General features: G+C 61.7%; 15 protein-coding genes. 14 read left to right on the forward strand and 1 reads right to left on the reverse strand.

The window, feature by feature from the left end; all coding sequences use genetic code 11:
- The first annotated feature begins 182 nt into the window (after positions 1-182).
- The 14 genes from HMPREF9463_RS01495 (at position 183) to HMPREF9463_RS01560 (ending at position 15,769) form a co-directional block, all read left to right on the forward strand.
- On the forward strand, positions 183-668 hold the full coding sequence (locus HMPREF9463_RS01495; protein WP_035136758.1) for an RrF2 family transcriptional regulator: 486 nt from the start codon (positions 183-185) through the stop codon (positions 666-668).
- Between the two features lie 21 nt (positions 669-689).
- On the forward strand, positions 690-1,595 hold the full coding sequence (locus tag HMPREF9463_RS01500) for an HhH-GPD family protein (protein ID WP_035136759.1): 906 nt from the start codon (positions 690-692) through the stop codon (positions 1,593-1,595).
- Positions 1,596-1,709: 114 nt separating this feature from the next.
- On the forward strand, positions 1,710-2,249 hold the full coding sequence (gene rbr / locus HMPREF9463_RS01505; protein WP_035136761.1) for a rubrerythrin: 540 nt from the start codon (positions 1,710-1,712) through the stop codon (positions 2,247-2,249).
- A gap of 272 nt (positions 2,250-2,521) precedes the next feature.
- On the forward strand, positions 2,522-3,154 hold the full coding sequence (locus HMPREF9463_RS01510; protein WP_035136762.1) for a hypothetical protein: 633 nt from the start codon (positions 2,522-2,524) through the stop codon (positions 3,152-3,154).
- Positions 3,155-3,589: 435 nt separating this feature from the next.
- Positions 3,590-4,024, forward strand: coding sequence for a hypothetical protein (locus tag HMPREF9463_RS01515; protein WP_035136763.1), 435 nt, complete (start codon positions 3,590-3,592; stop codon positions 4,022-4,024).
- 123 nt (positions 4,025-4,147) lie between these two features.
- Positions 4,148-4,678 (forward strand): DUF6036 family nucleotidyltransferase, encoded by a 531-nt coding sequence (locus HMPREF9463_RS01520; protein ID WP_052043995.1) that lies wholly within the window; start codon positions 4,148-4,150, stop codon positions 4,676-4,678.
- Positions 4,675-5,238 carry a hypothetical protein gene (locus HMPREF9463_RS01525; RefSeq protein ID WP_035136764.1) on the forward strand — a complete coding sequence of 188 codons (564 nt, stop codon included), beginning with the start codon at positions 4,675-4,677 and terminating at the stop codon, positions 5,236-5,238. The genes HMPREF9463_RS01520 and HMPREF9463_RS01525 overlap by 4 nt, the downstream gene beginning before the upstream one ends.
- A gap of 51 nt (positions 5,239-5,289) precedes the next feature.
- Entirely contained in the window at positions 5,290-6,645 is a 1,356-nt protein-coding gene (locus HMPREF9463_RS01530) for a DNA recombination protein RmuC (RefSeq protein ID WP_035136765.1), read from the forward strand.
- A 127-nt stretch (positions 6,646-6,772) separates the two neighbouring features.
- Positions 6,773-8,575: an ABC transporter ATP-binding protein gene (locus HMPREF9463_RS01535; RefSeq protein WP_035136766.1), complete on the forward strand. Its 1,803-nt coding sequence runs from the start codon at positions 6,773-6,775 to the stop codon at positions 8,573-8,575.
- Positions 8,576-8,638: 63 nt separating this feature from the next.
- Complete coding sequence (gene nth / locus HMPREF9463_RS01540; RefSeq protein WP_035136768.1) at positions 8,639-9,304, forward strand: endonuclease III; 666 nt, start codon at positions 8,639-8,641, stop codon at positions 9,302-9,304.
- Between the two features lie 157 nt (positions 9,305-9,461).
- The gene (gene mfd / locus HMPREF9463_RS01545; protein ID WP_035136769.1) at positions 9,462-13,094 is read left to right on the forward strand and encodes a transcription-repair coupling factor; all 3,633 of its coding nucleotides are present in this window, start codon (positions 9,462-9,464) and stop codon (positions 13,092-13,094) included.
- An 80-nt stretch (positions 13,095-13,174) separates the two neighbouring features.
- Positions 13,175-14,038: a phosphatase PAP2 family protein gene (locus HMPREF9463_RS01550; protein ID WP_035136771.1), complete on the forward strand. Its 864-nt coding sequence runs from the start codon at positions 13,175-13,177 to the stop codon at positions 14,036-14,038.
- A 45-nt stretch (positions 14,039-14,083) separates the two neighbouring features.
- Positions 14,084-15,109 (forward strand): threonine aldolase family protein, encoded by a 1,026-nt coding sequence (locus HMPREF9463_RS01555; RefSeq protein ID WP_035136773.1) that lies wholly within the window; start codon positions 14,084-14,086, stop codon positions 15,107-15,109.
- A 78-nt stretch (positions 15,110-15,187) separates the two neighbouring features.
- Positions 15,188-15,769 carry a GNAT family N-acetyltransferase gene (locus HMPREF9463_RS01560; RefSeq protein ID WP_035136775.1) on the forward strand — a complete coding sequence of 194 codons (582 nt, stop codon included), beginning with the start codon at positions 15,188-15,190 and terminating at the stop codon, positions 15,767-15,769.
- 58 nt (positions 15,770-15,827) lie between these two features.
- Here HMPREF9463_RS01560 and HMPREF9463_RS01565 read toward each other — a convergent pair.
- Positions 15,828-16,234, reverse strand: a 407-nt coding sequence (locus HMPREF9463_RS01565) for an IS3 family transposase (RefSeq protein ID WP_148334151.1), incomplete at its 5' end; no start/stop codon positions are given.

The following is a 16,234-nucleotide window of genomic DNA, read 5'->3' on the forward strand; positions in this document are numbered from 1 at the left end:
AGGCAGGGGGTTAGGTTATACTAAATTGCACTGTGTGCCGCATCTGATGCATTTCGCTCCAAGCGCGGCACTCAGTGGATATCCGATTTACCATTTGGATGTCCTGGCGGTCATTTAGCGTCTCGACACAAGCTCGGCCCCGGAGCTCGTTCGAGCTGTTCGCATTCCTTGAAAGGGGAAAAATGGACATATCGAGGAAGACTGATTACGCCCTTCGTATGCTGGCGATGCTTGCTGAGGATCCGGAGCGTTTGCTTTCTGTTCGCACCGCTGCCGAAGAGGTCAATGTCCCGTATTCGTTTGCCCGTTCGATTCAGCATGGTTTGGTCCAGGCCGGTATTGTGGAGAGCCTGCGTGGCGTCCACGGTGGCATGCGTCTCAAGGTCAGTCCGGACGACGTCACTATCCGCCAGGTCGTCGAGGCCGTTCAGGGCCCTATGGTTATGAACGACTGCACCGCCCCCGATGGTGACTGTGCGCGCATGGGCGCGTGCTGCTATCATCCCCTGTGGGCCGGAGCCCAGGCGTTGATGCGCGACTACCTCGATTCCGTTTCGCTCGGCGATATCGTCGCCCATCGCCAGTTTCCGGCTGTCGATCCCAAGTTCGCCGATCGCGATGCGTTTCCCGAGTACGCTGCCTGCGCGTACGCTTGCCGGGAGGAATAGCGCCGCATAAGGAGTATAGCTATGATTCAGGACCCCTTTCGTTCGATGATTCGTTCGGAAGGGGTCTTGCGTTATCGCGACCTTCCGTGGCGCCGAACGCGCGACCCGTACATCATTTGGCTCTCCGAGGTCATGCTGCAGCAGACGCAGGTGCCGCGCGTGGAGACGCGTATGCCGGCGTGGCTCGATCGCTTTCCGACTGTTCAGGCGCTCGCTCAGGCTGTCCCTTCCGATGTCTTGGATGCGTGGCAGGGGATGGGCTATAATCGCCGCGCCTTGGCGCTTCACAGGGCTGCACAGTGCGTTGTAGAGGACTGGGATGGGGAGTTTCCGCGCGAGACGCGTGACTTGGTCGCTCTGCCCGGCATTGGCCCGGCAACGGCGCAGGGCATCCGTTCGTTTGCATTCGATCTTCCGGGCGTGTATTTGGAGACCAATGTGCGCACGGTCTTTTTGCATCATTTCTTTCCCGATGTGCCGGCCGTTCCCGATCGCGAACTGGTGCCGCTGATCCAAGCTGCCTGTCCGGCGGCCCCCGGTGCGGCGGCGGACGAGATCGCGCCCTTTGCCGCGCCTCAAGACGATGCCGACACGCCGCGCGCGTGGTATTACGCATTGCTGGATTACGGCGCGTATCTTAAAAAGACACTGCCCAATCCGTCCAGGCGGTCGGCGGGCTATAGTCGTCAGTCCAAGTTTGAGGGCTCGCGCCGCCAAAAGCGCGCGCATATCGTGCGTATGTTGTTGGCAGCGCGCGATGGGCAGCCGGCGGGGATTACGCTTGCTGATGCCGTGGTGGGCGTTAACGAGATGGAAGCGGCAGCCGGTCGCGGGCCGGTCGAGTGCGACTTGATCGCGGGCATTCTAGCTGACCTGGAGCGCGAGGGCTTTTGCCGAGCCGAGGGCGATTGCTGGTTGAGTGTGTAGCCCGCTCAAATCTGAAGAACGGGATTGTAAGGTTTAAATTCGCGGCTTGAGGGCATCCTAAAAACAAGGTCGCTCAAAGCCTATGGGCGGCACGTGTTGAAGGGAAGTACACCTATGGATTTTGAGAACTCTCAGACCAAGAAGAACCTCGAGACTGCTTTTGCCGGTGAGTCCCAGGCACACACCAAGTATCGCTACTATGCATCCAAGGCCAAAAAGGACGGCTACGTTCAGATCTCGAATATCTTTGCCGAGACGGCGGGCAACGAGTCCGAGCACGCCAAGCTGTGGTTTAAGTATCTGCACGACGGCGCCGTTCCCGACACCCTGGACAACTTGCGTGATGCCGCTGCGGGCGAGAACTACGAGTGGACCACGATGTACGACGAGTTCGCCAAGACCGCCGAGGAGGAGGGCTTTGTCGAGATCGCCGAGAAGTTCCGCGGTGTCGCCGCCGTCGAGAAGGCCCATGAGGAGCGCTATAACAAGCTCGTTGAGCGCATTGAATCGGGCGAGGTGTTTGAGCGCGAGGGCGTAAAGGTGTGGAAGTGCCTGAACTGCGGGCACCTGCACGTTGGTGCCGAGGCGCCTGAGGTGTGCCCGGTGTGTAACCACCCGAAGGCGTACTTTGAGGAGCAGGTGGTGAACTACTAGCGCTTGGCGCTAGCGTGAGCTGGGCCGGGAGGGCCGGACTACCTTCCCTCCTCGCTCACGGCTTCGCAGGGTCGCGTTGAGGGAAGGTAGTCCGGCCCTCCCGGCCCGCTTTGGGTCGTCGCGTGCTCGCTACAGAAAAGCTGATAAAAAAGTTTGTGTGCCGCCCCTTATGGGGCGGCACGTTTTTGTGGGGGCCGGTTGGGGCGGTGACGTTGCTTAGAGGGTACACTGGGTAGCGTTGGCTATTCGTTTCCTCTTGTGAGGTGTTGGTTATGGGTAAGAAGTCTCGGGCTCGGGTTGCTGCGGCGGGAACTCGCAAGGATCCTGGTCGTCGGGTTGCCGAGGGTAAAAAGGCCGATCGTGCTGAGAAGGACAAGAAGGTCGGGGCGCATGCTCATCCTGAGTGGGCGCCCCATTTGAATTCGGCTAGTGAGGATTTGACTGCCAAGTTGTTTACTCTGGTCGAGGTCATTTTGGGCGTGGTACCTGTGGTGGTCATTGGCCTGTTCCTGGCCTCTAAGGATGCCACGAGCGTGGAAAAGCTCACCGATGTCTTTTCTCAGGACCCCTCGATGGTGGTTACGTTTATCTCTGCGTGCCTGCAGCCGTTTGTGGCGTACATGCTGTATATGGTCTACCGCAAATACTGCGAGGGCGACGCTGGTTTTGTCGCCGGCAACCTGATCGGTCTTTTGTGCTCCGAGATCCTACTGCTCAATATCCCGGGCGTCATCGGTATGGGCATCTTGCTGTGGCGTGTTTGGCGCAACGTCGCCCCGCACTTTGAGAGCTGGTTGTTTGAGCGTCGCTTTGCGGGCGTGGTGGCCGATATTGCGGGCTCGCTCGTGATTCTAGCCTTGGCGTTTCTGTGCGCCACCGCCGCCCGCGGTCTCGCGGGCATGTAGTCGGTCCTCACCGACCACGGAGCGCAGGGCGGGGAAACCTTTCCCTCTCGCTCACGGCTTCGCAGGGTCGCGCGAGGCAAAGGTTTCCCCGCCCTGCGCCCCGGCGTTGGGTCGTCGCATGCTCGTTACTGAAAAACTGATAAGAAGTTAGCGTGCCGCCCCTTTTGGGGCGGCACGTTTTTGTAAGGGGTCCCGGTCTCCACAATTTTCGTCAAGCTTTTGGTTAGATTTTGGTCAGTTGGCGTAAGGGTGGAAGGTCAAAAGATTGCTGGCGAAAAAAGCTCAGAGAAAGTGCTGGTAGGGGAGTTGTTGAGCTTTTCGACAGCTTTTGAGCAAAAGAAACTTTGTGGCTATTGCCGGCGATTGCGTTGTCGCGGTCATGGCGGTGCGGGATGCTGGTCGTAAGCGTCGAATGCTCCGACTTTGGAGGCCAACATGGACCTGTTTCTTGAGACTCCGCAGCAACAAGCTGAGCGCATGCTGCGTCAGCAGCAACGACTCATGGAGATGCAAATGCAAGGGGCGGCAGCCCAGCCCTTTGCGCAAAATGTCGTGCCCGCTGCTGTACCTGCAGCTGTGCCCGGGTGCGAATCGGCACCAGAGGCCTATTCCGTACAGCAAGATTCATATGCGCAGGAGCTCGCGTTCGACAAGCGTCGTGCGCGTCGTCGCCGCGTGGGCCAGCGCCTGCGCACCTTGGCGATGATCGTGCTCATCCCGTTAGGGCTTGCGGCCATCTTTCTGGCGTCGTATGCGCTCACCTGCATCCTCAACGGTGCTTCGCCCGGCGAAGTGCTCCAACATCTGTCAGCCCTCGGCCAGCGCCTAGGCGATGTCATAACAACAATCCGCGCCGGCTGGGAGAGTTAGCGTTTGTCACATTAGGACTTCTAGGGTGTAGGGATTATCGCCACGAGCGGAATTCTTGCATCCTGTTGGTCCTGTCGTGCGACTGAATAGTATTATTGAAGATGAATAATAATAGGATTTGTTATGTATAAGCAGGATTTAGAACAGACTCTGTTGGGCATTGACGAAGAGGCAGAGCTGGAAATAGGTCCAAGAGACGACAGGCCGAGCGTTGTATTGGTGGGAGGAGGCGCCTTCATGCTAAACGATGTGACGAATCGTTCGGTTACACATGACATCGATGTGTTTGAGGCAGACAGGTGCCTCCGCGAGATCATAGCTCGATACCCCGAGGTGAATGGTATGGCGGTGGCATATTGTAATCAGATGCCATTCAATTACGAAGATCGTTTGATCCCCTTGGATATTGGGGCGCGTTTTATCAGATACTTTACGCCATCCTTGGAGGACCTGGCGGTAATGAAGCTCTATGCCTACCGCCCGAACGACATCGTCGATCTTCATAGCCAGGCATTCGTCGACCGACTTGATTGGGGACTGCTCGAACGGCTTATATTCGACGAGGGCGAGGCGCTGGCGTCGTCGCCTTCGGAGCGGAGTTATCAAGAGATGGTCTGCGCATACAGCCAATACAAAAAGGAGGTGCTCGGTTGAATCTGACCTTTGAGGGATTCTTAAAAGGCTATTGCCGAGAGCTATCCGGACAGCAGTCGCTCAGTTTTAGAAAACTGGTTAAGCAAGCGACGACGGTTGCGCCGCGCGTGGCGGAGCCCCTGTTTTTGCTCGCTTTGGCACAGGGTAAAGCCGAATACGTTCTGGGCTTATCCGAGGGTTTGTGGATGGAAGAGGGTTACCGAGGCGTTTTGTCCTTGTACGCCCAAACGGGTAGCCTGGCATCTCTATGCGCCGAGGACAAACTTCCTAATCGTTATGCCAACGTTTGGCGTGCGTATAGAGCGGTGAAGGAAAAGCCGACGGTCGACAGAAGGGTGAACGCCCTGATGAGAAATAAAACGCTGGAAGCATTGGAGGAATCGGGTGAAACGCGCTATGGCCTCTGCCGTGCTCTGCACCTGAATAAGGGAAACGTTTACGCATACTTAGCCGGTGATGACTCAAAGGTGAGCAGGAAGACAGCGCGCCGTATTATGGAATATGCGGAAGAGAGAAGCACCCAAGAAGGCGCCGGGCGCCCGGTGCGTGTGGCGGGGTAAGATTGATCGCGGTTTTGATTGGTGCTCGATTGGGTTTGTTGGGCGGAGTTTATGTCTGCTATTGATATTGTGCTTGTTGCGATCGCCTTGGTGGCGGTGGGGGTTGCTGTGGCTTGCGCCCTCCAGCTCAAGAGCCTGCGTGCCGAGTTGCGGGAGCGTGGCGACAGTAGCGCGGAAACGCTGGCAGCACTCGAGCAGGCCAACAACGCGCTCGATGCCCTGAACGTCGCGCTGGCCGAAACTCACCGCACGGCCAATGCCATCGCGCAGCAGCAGACGACAGATGCGGCCGTGGAGCAGCAACGTTACCTGACCATCGCACGTGAGTTTTCGCAAGCTGGTGACCGGATGGATGACCTGCGCCGCGAGACGGCCCAACAGCTCGGTGCCAACCGCGAGGGCATCGAGCACCGCCTGGACAAGGTGCGCGAGACGGTCGATGCCCAGCTGGGTGCTATCCGCAAAGACAACAACGTGCAACTCGATCAGATGCGCGCAACGGTGGACGAGAAGCTCTCCCGCACGCTCAACGATCGCCTGTCGGCATCGTTTAAGCAGGTGAGCGACCAGCTCGAGGCCGTGTACAAGGGCCTGGGCGACATGCAATCCATCGCCACCGGCGTGGGCGATCTTAAGCGCGTGCTGGGCAATGTGAAGGCGCGCGGTATTTTGGGCGAGGTGCAGCTGGGTGCGATCCTGACGGACATCCTCACACCCGACCAGTATCTGGAAAACGTTGCCACCAGGCCCGGAGCCTCGGAGCGTGTTGAGTTTGCCGTCAAGCTGCCGGTGGACGAGGGCGACCCCGTGCTGCTGCCGATTGACTCCAAGTTTCCGGGCGACGCGTACGAGCACTTGCTCGACGCGCAGGAGTCGGGCGATGCGGAGACCGTGGCGGCTGCGCGCAAGACGCTCGACACCATGGTCAAGCGCGAGGCCAAGGACATCTGCGAAAAGTACCTGAGTGTGCCGGCAACGACCAACTTTGGCATTATGTTCGTTCCGTTTGAGGGACTGTACGCCGAGGTCGTCAGCCGCCCCGGGCTTATCGAGACCCTGGGCCGCGACTATCACGTCAACGTTGCCGGTCCCAGCACCATGGCGGCCATCCTCAACAGCTTGCAGATGAGCTATCAGACGTTTAGGCTGCAAAAACGTACCGACGACGTGCTGCGCGTGCTCTCCGCCGTCAAGGCCGAGCTGCCGCGCTATCAGGCGGCGCTGCGCCGCGCCCAGCAGCAGATCGAGACCGCGGGCAAAACGGTCGAGGGCATCATCACCACGCGCACCAACGTCATGGAGCGCAAGCTCAAGGACATCGACGCGCTGGAAGACGCCGACCAAGCCGATGAGATCTTGGGACTCACGTCCGCGAGCCTTCTCGCGGACCAAGAAGACGAGGACTAATTGCAACAAGACGGTGGGGCACCGGCACAAACGCGGGCGCCCCACCGCTTTTCGTATCGCACTTGTCTGAAGCGTGCTCCAATGTGCAACAATGGCGTTTCGCCCTATCAGACGCGAAAGGAAGCCCATGTCCCAGAGAAGCACCAGCCCGCTCAGTCGCTCCACCGTGCGCCGCACGCTGCAGCGGTTTTGGGGCGTCACGCGCACGCAGCCGCTGATTGTCTTTCTCTCGGTATTCTCGTCGGCGGGCTACATCTTTTTGCTGACGTTTGCCAATACCTATGTGATGGCCCTCATTGTCGACCGCGTTCAAGCCGGTCCCGTGGCGGGTGACCAGGTGTTTGAGGTCTTCGGCCCCTATATCCTGGCGCTCGTACTCGTTAACCTGGTGGGCCAGATCCTCTCCAAGTTACAGGACTACACCGTCTACAAGCTCGAGATTGCAGGCAACTATCACCTGGCGCGTCTATGCTTCGACACGCTCTCCAACCAATCCATGACATTCCATACCAGCCGCTTTGGCGGATCGCTTGTGAGCCAGACGAGCCGTTTTATGAGCGGCTATACGGGACTGGTGGACGTGACGGTGTATTCGCTCATCCCCACCATCACCTCGGTCATCTGTACCGTGGCCGCACTCGCCCCGGTGGTGCCGACGTTTACCATGATCCTGGTGTGCATCATGGTCGTCTACATCGCGTTTGTCTGGCTTATGTACAAGCGCATCATGCCGCTTTCGGCCGCGACGTCCGCCGCGCAGAACAAGCTCTCGGGCGTGCTCTCCGACGCGGTCACGAACATCTTGGCCGTCAAGACCTGCGGGCGCGAGGACTTTGAACGTGATCTGTTCGACGCCGCTGATCGTGCCGCGCGCGATGCCGAGACGGTCTCGATGCACGCCATGATGCAGCGCAACTTTACGACCTCGGGCCTTATCGTCATCACCATGGCCGTGGTGAGCGTATTCGTGGCGGGCGGCAACGCGTGGTTTGGTATCTCGGCCGGCTCGCTCGTCATGATCTTTACCTATACCTATAACCTCACCATGCGCCTGAACTACGTGAGTTCCATGATGCAGCGCATCAACCGCGCTTTGGGCGATGCGGCCGAGATGACGCGCGTGCTGGACGAGCCGCGTCTGGTGGCAGACGACCCGGACGCCCCTGAGCTCAAAGTGACCGAGGGCGCGATTGATTTTGAGCACCTGAGCTTTGCGTACCGTGACGCTGCGGCGGGCGAGAGCGTGTTCGATGACCTGACGCTTCATGTGGCGGCGGGCCAGCGCGTGGGCCTGGTGGGCAAATCGGGCTCGGGTAAGACGACGCTCACCAAGCTGCTGCTGCGCCTGGACGATGTTCAGGGCGGCTGCGTGCTCGTGGACGGTCAGGATGTCTCGCGCTGCACGCAGCAGAGCCTGCGCCGCCAGGTTGCCTACGTGCCGCAGGAGGCGCTGCTGTTCCATCGCTCCATTCGCGAAAACATTGCCTACGGTCGTCCCGACGCCACTGATGAACAGATTCGCGAGGCCGCGCGCCTGGCCAACGCCCTGGAGTTTATCGACCGCTTGCCTCGTGGCTTTGACACCATGGTGGGCGAGCGCGGCGTCAAGCTCTCGGGCGGCCAGCGTCAGCGCGTGGCCATCGCCCGTGCCATCCTAACCGACGCGCCGATTCTGGTGCTCGACGAGGCGACCTCTGCCCTCGACAGCGAGTCCGAGGCGCTGGTGCAGGAGGCGCTCGAAAACCTGATGCGTGGACGTACCTCCATTGTGGTGGCGCACCGCCTGTCTACCGTGGCGGCGCTCGACCGCATTGTGGTGCTGGCCGATGGCGAGATCGTCGAGGACGGCACGCATGCGCAGCTTGTCGAGGCGGGTGGCGAGTACGCGAGCCTGTGGAGCCGTCAGACCGGCGCATTCTTGGAGGCGTAAGCGTCTCGGACGTGGGACAATTGTGCCCATAAGTTTATTGTGCCGTTGAGCCGAGGAGTCGTTATGCCACGCGAGACCAATGCCGCCAAGCGCGAGCGCGCCATCGAGGTGTGTGAGCGCCTCAACCGTCGCTATGGCCCGGTCGAGTGCTTTTTGGACCACGAGAATCCCTTCCGCCTGCTGATCGCGGTGCTGCTTTCGGCGCAAACGACCGATGCACAGGTCAACAAGGTGACGCCGCGGCTGTTTGCCCAGTGGCCCACGCCCGAGGCCATGGCCGGGGCGAGCGTGGCTGACGTGGCAGACACTATCAAGTCACTCGGCTTCTACAAGAGCAAAGCCAAGCATGCCGTCGAGGCCGCGCAGATGATCGTCGCCGACTATGGCGGCGAGGTGCCGGCCGACATGAAGGAGCTCGTGAAGCTGCCGGGCGTGGGACGCAAGACGGCGAACATCGTGCTCAACGTGGGGTATGGCATCGTGGAGGGCATTGCGGTGGACACGCACGTCAACCGCATTGCGCACCGCCTGATGCTGAGTCCCAAGACGCATGCCAAGGAGCCGCTCAAGACCGAGCAGGATCTGCTCAAGATTTTGCCGCACGAGTATTGGGAGTCGGTCAACCATCAGTGGATCACCTTTGGTCGCGAGATCTGCGATGCCCGCAAGCCCAAGTGTGACGAGTGTCCGCTGGCAGATTTGTGCCCCAGCGTGCGCGTAGCGGGGTAGGGCGGAACGCATCTTCGTCTGGCGTTTTTTGCGGGGCTGGGTTTGCCCTTGAGCCGGAGTCCTCTCCATGCGCTACCATGACAGGCAATGTATTTGACGTACGACCCGCCGAGCTTGCCCCGGCGGGCTTTTGGCGTTGCGATGCCGGAGGAACAGCATGCTCATTCACCGTATAGCCGCGCAGCTCTACACTGCCGAGGCGCTGCAGACCGTCGAGGTCGGACTCGATGCCGGCGAGGACGTGACGCTGGCCGTGTCGCAGTCGGGTCGCACGCTTATGGCGGCCGCCCAGTTTGCGCGCCGTCCGCGCCCGACGGTCTACATTGTGAGCGGCGAGGATGCGGCCGATCGCGCCGCGCGCAGCCTTGCCGCCTACGTGGGTCTGGCACACGTGTGCCGTTTTCCCGAGCGCAAGGACTATCCGTGGCGCGAGCAGGCGCCCGACGATGCTGTGGTTGCCCAGCGCTGCGAGGCCCTGGGACGCATCGTTCGCGGTGACAACTGCATCATGGTCGCCTCGGCCCGCGCGTTGCTGCGTTGCGTGCCGCCAGTCGAGAGCCGCTACTGGGAGTCCACGACCTTCGCGGTGGGCGAGGAGATTCCTTTTGACGAGGTGCCGCAGCGCCTGGTGGGCATGGGCTACACCAATGCCGGCGCCGCCGACGCGCCTGGTCTGTTCCGCGTGCACGGCGACACCGTCGAGGTGTTCCCCGCGCAGGAAAAAGCGCCCGTGCGCATCGAGTTCTTCGGCGACGAGATCGATCGCATCCGTCGCATGGTGAGCTCAACGGGGCAGACCATCGGCAACGAGGACAGCATCGAGATCTTCCCCTGCCGTGAGCTGGCGCTTACCGACGAGGCCGTCCACAACATGCATGTGGCGCTTTATCGCGCCAGCCAGGACGACAGCAAACTGGCAGCGCTGCTCGAGATGGTGGATGCGCGCATCGTCACGCCCGAGCTCGACCGCTTTTTGCCGGTGATGTACGGCCAGACCGTGAGCCCGCTGGCGCACGTGAGCGGCAAGGCGCTCGTGGTGCTGTCCGAGCCGCGCTCGCTGTTCGACGATTGCCTGCGTGCCTACGAGGATATCGAGGCCCGTGCCGGCGAGGCGGGGGTCGACCGACTGGATGGCCTGTATGTACGTGCCCAGCAGCTCGATTTTGGTGCTCAGCAGCGCCTGAACTACGTAAGCCTCATCCGTGCCGGCGGTGCGGTTACGGCCGAGCTCAAGATTGAGCAGCCGGCCATCGCGGGTTCGGACAATCGCTTTATGACGCGCATTCAGGAAGTCGTGGGCAAGCGTTACGCCTGCGTGTTTGCCATTCCCGACCGCGGTGCGCGCGAGTCGATGGAGCTCACCTTTGGCGACGAGGGCATTACCTTTGAGGAATCGCTGACCGCGGCGCCCGAAAACGCCGGCGTCATTGGCGAGCGCGTGCGCGTGGCGGCGGCAGATTCTGCCGACCGTGCTGCCCGTCAGGATGCCCATGCTGCAATTCGCGAGCGCAAGGCCGATGCGCTCAACGCCCGCTCGCTCGAGGCAGGTGCCGCCCAGGCAGCCGCCGGCGCCGCCGTGCCTACTATCTCGCGCGGACGCGTGACCTTTGTCGATGCCGCTCTGCCGCAGGGCGTGGTGGTGCCCGATGCCAACCTGGCCGTGTTCTCGATTGCCGACCTCAACGCCCGCATGGACGCCAACCGCGCGCGCAGCCGCCGCAAGGTGGACATTACGCAGATCACATTCCCGTTTAAGCCGGGCGACTACGTGGTGCACGCCACTCACGGCATCGCACTCTTTAGCGAGATCGCGCGCCAAGAAGTGGGCGGCAAGGAGCGCGACTACTTTTTGCTGGAATATGCCGACGGCGACAAGCTCTACGTGCCGCTCGAGCAGGTCGACCGTATCACGCGATACGTCGGTCCCGACGGTGACAAACCGCGCCTGACCAGGCTCAACACCGCCGACTGGACGCGTGCCACGAACAAGGCGCGCAAAAACGCCAAAAAGCTGGCGTTTGACCTGGTCGATCTGTATACGCGCCGCTCGTCGATTACCGGTATCGCCTGCCCGCCCGACACGCCCGAGCAGATCGAGATGGAGGAGAGCTTTCCCTACGACGAGACGCGCGACCAGCTGGAGGCCATCGCCGACATTAAGGCCGATATGGAGGCGCCCAAGCCCATGGACCGCCTGCTGTGCGGCGACGTGGGTTTTGGCAAGACCGAGGTTGCCCTGCGCGCGGCGTTTAAGTGCGTGGACTCCGGCCGCCAAGTCATGGTGCTCTGTCCCACGACCATTCTGGCCCAGCAGCACTACGAGACCTTCTTTGAGCGCTTTGCCCCGTTTGGCCTCGAGGTCGAGGTGCTCAGCCGCTTCCGCACGCCGGCGCAGCAGAAGCGCGCGCTCAAGGCGTTTGCCGAGGGCACGATCGATGTGCTCATCGGCACGCACCGCTTGCTTTCGGCCGATGTGAACCCAAAGAACTTGGGCCTGGTGATCATCGACGAGGAACAGCGCTTTGGCGTGCAGCACAAGGAGCAGCTCAAGAACCTGCGCGAGCAGATTGACGTGCTCACGCTTTCGGCCACGCCGATTCCGCGAACCATGCAGATGGCCACGAGCGGCGTGCGCGACATGAGCCTGATCACCACACCGCCGACCGGGCGTCGTCCCGTGATCGTGCACGTGGGGGAGTACGACCCCGACGTGGTGAGTGCGGCGATTCGCCTGGAGGTGGGTCGCGGCGGTCAGGTGTACTACGTGTCCAACCGCGTCAAGACCATCGACGACGCCGTGGCGCGCGTGCACGAGGCCGCGCCCGAGGCGCGCGTGGGTGTGGCGCACGGCAAGATGAGCCCGCGCGAGGTCGAGGACGTGATGATCGAGTTCGCGACCAAAAAGATCGACGTGCTCATCGCCACGACCATCGTGGAGAGCGGCATCGACAACGCGACCGCCAACACGCTCATCATCGAGGACTCGCAGCGCCTGGGTCTGGCGCAGCTCTACCAGCTCAAGGGCCGTGTGGGCCGCTCTGCCACGCAGGCCTACGCGTACTTTATGTTCCCGGGCGAGCTGCCGCTCACCGAGGAGGCGACGGCGCGCCTGACCGCACTTTCCGAGTTCCAGGACCTGGGCAGTGGCATGCGCATCGCCATGCGCGACCTGGAGATTCGCGGCGCCGGCTCGCTTATGGGAGCCGAGCAGCACGGCAACCTGTCGAGCGTGGGCTTTGACCTGTTTACGCAGATGCTGGGCCAGGCCGTGGCTGAGGCGCGCGGCGATGACGACGCCGGCGTGGAGGCGGCGAGCGTGGGTATTAACCTGCCGGCCGACTACTTCTTGTCCGAGGAGTACCTGCCGGCGGTGGATCAGCGCGTGCTCGTGTACCGTAAGCTCGCAGCGGCCGAGGACCTAGAGAGCATCGATGAGGTGCAGGAGGAGACCGAGGCTGCGCATGGCGAGCTGCCGCTGGCGGGACTCAACCTGTTCAATCGCGCGCGTATTCGTATCCGCGGCGAGCGCTTGGGGCTCGAGAGCGTCACGCTCAGCGGCGGCCGCATCACGTTTTTGGGCGTCGACGTGCCCAAGAAGGTGGCCTTTGAACTAAAGACCCGCTATGGCGCGGTGAACTTCCCCAAGAGCCGCAAGCTGTCGGTACCCTACAAGGCGGGCGCCGGCGCGGGCAGCGGCCTGGGTCGCGGCCTCGACGCCAACGACGGCACCGGCCCGGTGACGGCGGCGCTCATGCTGCTGCAACAGCTGGGTGCTAGTGATGATGACTAACGAGTAGGGGACGTGGCGGGACGAAGTCATCTTTGTCCCGCCACGTTGCAGGTTGATTCCAGGCCCATCGAAAGGAAAGCATGTTCGGATACATCTATAAGAAAGATGTTGCCATTATCGCGGTTGTCCTGTGCCTTTGTCTGGGCGTGGGCAGTTTCTTCGATTATCAGATCTCGAGCGCGCTGTTCAACGTCGGCAGCATGTACGGCCGCTTTATCGAGGCCGCCGGCGAGCTGCCGTTCGAGCTGACGGCGAGCGTCGCGGGCGTTATGCTCGTACGCGCGATGCGTCCCGACTCCAGGGGGAGCAAATGGCTCGCCGGGCTCGGCATCCTCGTCAACGTTGGCTTGGCCGGCTACGAGATCGTTTCGTCCCTGCGGGTTGGCGGTAAACTCATTGCCGTTCAGTTGGTGCTGACGTTTGTGCTGGTCATCGCTGCCAACCTTATCGTCTATCGCCTCACGCGCACGACCGAGCCCGACGAACTCACGCGCTGGGCGTTGATGGTGCTTGCCGTGTGGATCGCTCAGGCCATCATCCTCAACGTGATCGTCAAGCCACTGTGGTCGCGCCCGCGCATGCGCGTGATCGAGGTCACGCCGGGGCTCAATTTTCAGCCGTGGTGGGTGATCGGCAACCCCGACAAGTGGGCCTATATCGCCGCCGGCGTGATCAAGGACGGGTTCAAGTCGTTTGCGAGCGGACACACGGCGCATGCGGCGATCGGCCTTATGCTCGCCGGGCTTCCCGCGGCAGCCTTTAAGGAAAAACCTTCGCGTCGCCGCGTGATCTTTTGGGCGGCGGTTGTTGTTGCAGCGTTCGTCGCCTTTGGGCGCATCGTGATCGGCGCGCACTTTTTGAGTGACGTGAGCTGCGGTTTTGCCCTGGTACTGGCACTTGAGTGCCTTGCCGCACGCATTGCCTATCCCAACGGCGTACAATAGCTCCGTTTGAATCATCGGGCCCGTGCCCGGCTAGAGAGGATTGCCATGCTCGCGTTTAACAACGACTATTCCCACGGCGCACATCCGGCAGTGCTGCAGGCGCTCGTCGACACCAATATGGAGCCGCAGCCCGGCTATGGTACCGATACGCACACCGAGCGTGCCAAGCAGCTTATCCGCGAGGCCTGTCAGGCCCCCGATGCCGACGTGTTTTTTCTGGTGGGCGGCACGCAGGCCAACGCGACGGTGATCGACATGCTGCTCGCGCCCTACGAGGGCGTCGTTGCTGCAGAGACTGGCCACGTCGCCTGCCACGAGGCAGGCGCCATCGAGTTTGGCGGCCACAAGGTGCTCACCATCCCCGGTTACGAGGGCAAGATGCACGCCGAGGACCTCGAGAACTATATCCAGGTGTTCTATGAAAACGAGAGCTACGAGCACACGGTGTTCCCGGGCGCCGTGTACGTGAGCCTATCGACTGAGTACGGCACGCTGTACTCCAAGGCCGAGCTCGCGGCGATTCACGCGGTGTGCCAGAAGCGCGAGATTCCGCTGTTTGTGGACGGTGCTCGCCTGGCCTATGCGCTGGCGGCCGATGAGTGCGATATCACCCTGCCCGAGCTGGCGCAGCTGTGCGACGTGTTCTACATCGGCGGCACCAAGTGCGGCGCGCTCTGCGGCGAGGCCGTGGTGTTCTGCGGCATGCACGCCCCGGCGCACCCCATTCCGCGCATTAAGCAGCACGGTGCGTTGCTGGCCAAGGGCCGCCTGACGGGTGTGCAGTTTGAGGCGCTCTTTACCGACGGCCTGTATTTTGAGATTGGTCGCCAGGCGATCGAGACCGCGCAGGCGCTTCGTCGCGTGCTGCACGAGCGCGGCTACCAGTTCTTCTTGGAGACGCCGACCAACCAGCAGTTCGTGATTCTGCCCAACGAGGACATGGCCCGCATTCGCGAGCATGCGGCGATCGAGTACTGGGAAAAGTACGACGATACCCACACGGTGGTGCGTTTTTGCACCAGCTGGGCCACGACGCAGGAGGATATCGACGCGTTGGCGGCTGTCCTGTAGCCTGATGTAATGACGAGGGGCCGCCCTGCGCCTGAGCTTGGCGCAGGGCGGCCTTTGCTTTTGGGGGAGAAGGATTGTATGACCGAGATGTCCGAGCCGACGATTCGCCTGGCGACGCCCGATGACGCGCCGGCGTTGCTTGCCATCTATGAGCCGTATGTGCGCCAGACGGCGATTACCTGCGAATACGAGGTGCCGAGCGTTGAGGAGTTCGCCGGGCGCATCGAGCGTACGCTCAAGCGCTATCCGTATTTGGTGATGGAGCTGGACGGGCGTCCGGTGGGCTATGCCTATGTGAGCCCGCTCAACAGCCGCGAGGCATACGACTGGTCGGTCGAGACGTCGATCTACCTGGCACGCGATGTGCGCCATGGCGGGCTGGGCCGCAAGCTGCATGACGCGCTTAAGCAATGCCTGATCGCGATGGGTATCACCAACATGTGCGCCCTCATCGCCGTGCCGCACGACAAGGACGACGAGTATCTGACGCACAACAGCCAGGATTTCCATGCCCATATGGGATATCGCCTGGTGGGTGCCTTCGACCGCTGCGCCCAAAAGTTCGGCCGCTGGTACGACATGTGTTGGATGGAGCTGGTCCTAGCCGAGCGCACGCCCAACCAGCCCAAGCCAACCTGGTTCCCCGACCTCCTCGCCTAAAACCACCACGAAGGTGCCTGTGAACTGCGCCCCGAAACTTGGACTGAACAAATAGCGACTACGCCGCAAGGGCCCGGTTCCGGAACTCCTCCGGCGTCAGGCCCTTCAATCTTACCTGCCTGCGCCGCGTGTTCCAATGGTCTATGTACTCCTCCAGGTCGCGCTTGAAGTCCCCGAAGCTGCCCCACTCCCTGCCGCGGTAGAACTCGTCCTTCACGTGGCCGAAGAGCTGCTCGGTGGCGGCGTTGTCGATGCAGTTCCCCTTGCGCGACATGCTCTGGGTGATGCCCGCCCCCTCCAGCCTGGAGGCGTAGGACTCGTGCTGGTACTGCCAGCCCATGTCCGAGTGCATGGTCGGCGCCGCCCCGTCGGGCAGGGCCTCGAGGAGCCGGTCGAGCATCCTGTGCTGCTGGGCGAGGTCCGGCGAGGTCGATATGTCGCTCGCCACGACTCTCCTTCGTGCAG

This window comes from Collinsella sp. 4_8_47FAA (assembly GCF_000763055.1).
In the GTDB taxonomy this organism is placed as follows: Bacteria; Actinomycetota; Coriobacteriia; order Coriobacteriales; family Coriobacteriaceae; genus Collinsella.